At 43.5% G+C, this 4,690-nt stretch carries 3 protein-coding genes; all 3 read right to left on the bottom strand.

Translation table 11 applies throughout. The features are described 5' to 3' along the window. A partial coding sequence (locus B4K20_RS09235; RefSeq protein WP_289282671.1) for an ABC transporter substrate-binding protein occupies nucleotides 1–2,655 on the bottom strand: 2,655 nt, incomplete at its 3' end. Between the two features lie 271 nt (nucleotides 2,656–2,926). Then, a complete protein-coding gene (gene trmL, locus B4K20_RS09230; protein WP_289282670.1) occupies nucleotides 2,927–3,397 on the bottom strand; it encodes a tRNA (uridine(34)/cytosine(34)/5-carboxymethylaminomethyluridine(34)-2'-O)-methyltransferase TrmL in 471 nt (156 codons plus the stop codon). A gap of 6 nt (nucleotides 3,398–3,403) precedes the next feature. Next, nucleotides 3,404–4,690 (bottom strand): lytic transglycosylase (locus tag B4K20_RS09225; protein WP_289282669.1); only part of this gene is annotated, 1,287 nt, incomplete at its 5' end.

The following is a 4,690-nucleotide window of genomic DNA, read 5'->3' as shown; positions in this document are numbered from 1 at the left end:
TGCAATTGCCTGTTTGAACCTGTCAGCAAATAGGGTGCGGTTAGGCAGTTGAGTTAACACATCATAATGCGCCATCATTTCCAGTGCATGTTGTTGCTCTTTGCTCTGGGTGATGTCTGAAAACATGCCGAGATAATGCAACGTTTCGCCAAAATCATCGACTAATGTTGATATCGTTAATAGTTCAGCATAGATCTGACCATCTTTGCGCTTGTTCCAGATTTCTCCTTGCCAGTGACCTTGATGACGAAGCTCTTGCCACATCTCTTCAAAATACAAAGCATCATGTTTATCTGAACGTAATATTGATGGATTCTGATGTAGAACATCTTCGCGGCTGTAGCCTGTGATCTCTGAAAACGCCGGGTTAACGTCGACTATTAATCCATCTGCGTCGGTGATTAATATACCTTCATGCGCCTGGGTAAATACCCGTCCTGACAGTTTGAGTTTTTCTTCAGCACGTTTACGTTCTGTAATATCGTAGAGAATAATCAATGTATCAGGGATGGCATCACTACTAACTTTTCGTGCGTTAGCAATAACAGCCCGGCGTTGACCATCCATACAAACTAGGTCTGTTTCGATAGATTCGAAGTTGAAAGATACGTATTGCTTGTGTGTGGAAATGTTGGCCTGCTGAATAAAACGTTCACGTGTTTCTTGTTTAGGAAAGGTCCTCAATAACCAATCATCCAATGTCGGGATATCAGTCTGAGTAAAACCAAATGACTGAATAAAGGCCTGATTGATATAAGTCACCTTACCTTGATTATCAATAATGATTTCTGGCACAGGTGAGGTATTGAGCACATCACTTAACCGACTTTCACTTTCCTGAAGAGCACGGCGGGACTGTCGCAGACGATGAATCCAGTAGCCAAATAATAAGAATAACAGCAGGATACCAACGCCGAATTGTATTAATGTTTTTAATTGAGGGCCGGGAGTGACTTTGATGCCCAGCCATTGTGATTCAATTTCTTTTTTTTCTTTTTCAGAGAGCTGTCCCAGCACTTTATTGATGATACTCAATAACTCAGGTTGGTTTTCGACGACACCCATCCGGTAGACGGCACGTGCTTGTGTTTGTCCAGCAAATTGAAGGTTTATCAGATCATTGTTTTTAATTTGATAGTTGGCATAGGCGGCATCACCAATATAAGCATCAGCCTCACCCCGAGCCACTTTTTCCAATGCCTGTCTGGGCGTGTCGGTAAACAGTAAGGTAATTTCTGGGTAGTCATCACTCAATAAGGTATTACTGAAATTACCTTTTTCAATGGCAACCGTTTTACCTGCCAGGTTTTTCAGTGCGCCAACATAACCGTTGATATCGGTATTAATGATGACGACGGGATTTTGAATATAAGGATCGGTAAAGTTGAGGTATTGTTCTCGCTCTGGCGTCTCATTTAAGCATGCCAACATGTCAAGTTCATTTTGCTGAGCCATAGTCATCAACTCATCCCAGCTATGGTTGGAAATGATGTCAAATCTAACGCCGAGTCTTTCTTCAAGCAGGTTAATATATTCAGCTGCAATACCGACATATTCACCATCATCATTCACCCACTCGTAAGGAGCGAAGTTTTTATCTACACCGACTTTAATCACCGGATGTGCCTGCAACCAGGCTTGTTCCGCTTCTGTCAGTGATAACGTTGTGCTAGGTTGGTGTATGAAGTGGTTGAGCGCCTTTTCAGAAAGTGCGGGCGTGACACCCAGTTGAGTATAAATATCAGCAATGCGTTTAAGGCGAGGTGTTTCGATGCTTCCGAGGGGGATTAACTCAGCTAAGATCAACTTCTTCGTTTCTCTTGCTTCAAACCGTAGTCGAGATAGACTCTGCTCTGCACCGTATTTTTCTTTGATGATATGAATCATTTCCTCACTGTGCTCAAGCGCATACTGCCAGCCTTTCAGTGATGCTTTGAGCATGCGTTGTGCACGGCCAGGGTAGTTTTTCAGCTCATCATCGCTGGTAAATAAAATATCACCATAGAAATCAAACCCGTAGTTACGCGGATTGATGATGTTGATGGGAAACTTTTTCTGTAAAAACGCATAGGGCTGATCGGTGATATAGCCTGAAATGACATCGACTTCATCATTAAGCAGACTGTCTATACTCATTTGTTGAGGGATAATATTGATATCTTTGAGTTGAATGCCGGCATCATTCAATAAGGTCCTCAAGATGGCATCGTTACCGCTGGTACCATCAAACATGACGCGTTTACCCACCATTTCATATGGGCTGACAATGCCGGACTCGGCTTGGCTCATAAAGACTAAAGCATCATGCTGAAAGATAGCAGCTAATGCTTTTATTGGAGAACCATTCGCATATTGTGACAAAATACCGATACCACCGATGCCATAATCGGCTTTGTCATTGACGACCTCATCAACGACGTTTAACTCAGTCTGACGAGGGCGTAGCTCCACATCCAAACCTTGTTCTTTATAAAAACCTTTTTCTACGGCAGCAATATAACCTGCAAACTGAAACTGATATTTCCACTTCAGTTGCAAGCTCACTTTTTCTAACGCCAGGTCATCTTCCGTTTGAGCAACTTGGGCATGAATCGAGACTGAGAAGCTCAGTAGCAAACTAAGAATGCATGCACAAAAAAATTGATAGCCTGTCATTGGTAGCAATCTAAATCCGTGGTGAGGTTAGGTGAAGTACATAAAAAAAAACGATCTGATACATCATGGTTATTTACCTTCCATAGCGCATAACACATAACTGAAGTTTTATTGAATGGCGAATAATAACCCAACTGGGCCAAACAAGCGTAGCGCCATTAGCACTAAACAAGCATGATACTCACCTATTCGTGAGAGGATGAATCATAGAGTAGATGCGAAAATAGGACATTGAACTGGCTCAGGTTTTGAACACATTCTTGACCAATACTCAGAACCGTTTTGCTCCTGCAAAGTCTAGCTGTTCCCATGCCTGATATAAGATGATGGCCGTCGCATTAGACAGGTTTAAACTTCGGCTATCAGGAAGCATTGGAATGCGTATTTTCTGACTGTCTTGCACTTGATTCAAAACATTATCAGGTAAGCCGCGCGACTCAGGACCAAATAATAAAATGTCTTCATCGATGTAGCTGACCTGATGATGATGTTGTGTCGCTTTTGTGGTGCAGGCAAAAATTCGTCTGCTATCGCTCCAGACTAAGAATTCATCAAAGTTCTTATGCACAGTGACGTGGGCAAATTCATGATAATCCAGACCGGCACGTCGTAAACGTTTATCATCAATCACAAAACCAAGAGGTTCTATCAAATGAAGACTGGCACCAGCGTTGGCGCATAAACGAATAATATTGCCCGTGTTGGGTGGAATCTCGGGCTCGTAGAGAGCAACGTGCAGCACTGTGAATCAGGTTTCGTCTATATACAGTTTCAAATTCTGGCCAGGCTGTAATGTTGAACGATCACTTAAACCATTCCACTCTTTCACATCAGCCACACTGACATTGAACTTGCGTGATATTGCCCAGAGAGAGTCGCCATTTTTGATGGTATAGTTAACTGACTTTCTAATATCTTCAGCAGTTGTAGTGATAACGAGTTTTTGACCTGCATGCAAAATATCTCTGGCGGACTTTTTATTCTGTTTAGTCAGAGATTGAACATCGGTATTGTTTTTCCGTGCGATATCCCACCAAGTGTCACCGGCTTTAACAATGTAAGTCGTTTTTTTGGTTTTTGCTGCTGACAGATTCCGTTGTGCTTTTTTCAGCGCTAGCTGGCTGACATCATGCGATGCCACTGGGATAAGTAAGTTTTTGCCTGCCCTAATTTGTGTGCTACCCAACTTATTGGCTTGTTTAATCACTTCAACAGTTGTGTCATAGTTGCTGGCGATGACACTGAGTGATTCACCGCGTTTGATTTCATGGCGAGCCCATTGCACACGCTGTGATGCTGGTGTTTTAGCCAGAGCTGCCTTAAATGTGGGGATTTTTTCCAGCGGCAGTACTAGCTTATGATCGCCATGTGGGGCGGTTGCCCAGCGATTAAATGCTGGATTGAGTTGATGCATTTGTTTTTCAGTGATACCAGCCAGCTTGGCTGCCATGGCTAGATCGATTTGTGAGCCAACATTAACTTGCCCAAAGAAAGGCTTGTTATCGATTGGGCTAAGTTCTAGCTCATAGCGTTCAGGATATTTCACCATATGGCTGACGGCCATTAAGCGAGGTACATAGGCCGAGGTTTCTCTTGGTAGATCCAGTGACCAGAAATCAGTCGGCTTACCTTGTTCCTGATTCTTCTTAATAGCGCGGCCAACGGTACCTTCACCGCAGTTATAGGCTGCGAGAGCAAGCTGCCAGTCACCGAAATCATTATGCAGTTTTTCAAGATAATTGAGGGCGGCCTGTGTTGACTTAACAACATCACGTCTGCCGTCATACCACCAATTTTGTTCCAAGCCGTAAACCTGTCCGGTACCGGGGATAAACTGCCATAAACCGGATGCATGACTAGGTGAGTAAGCCATCGGCTTAAAACCGCTTTCCACGACAGGTAACAACGCAACCTCCATAGGCATGTTGCGTTTGTTGACTTCTTCAACAATGTGATAGAGATAAGGTCTGGCTCGTTCTACCACTCGGCCGACATAGTCCTGATGATCAATGAACCAGCGAAGTTGACGCTCGGT

Origin of the sequence: Methylophaga sp. UBA5088 (assembly GCF_002414625.1) — a bacterium.
Taxonomy (GTDB): Bacteria; Pseudomonadota; Gammaproteobacteria; order Nitrosococcales; family Methylophagaceae; genus Methylophaga; species Methylophaga marina.
This window is presented reverse-complemented; position numbering and strand designations above follow the sequence as displayed.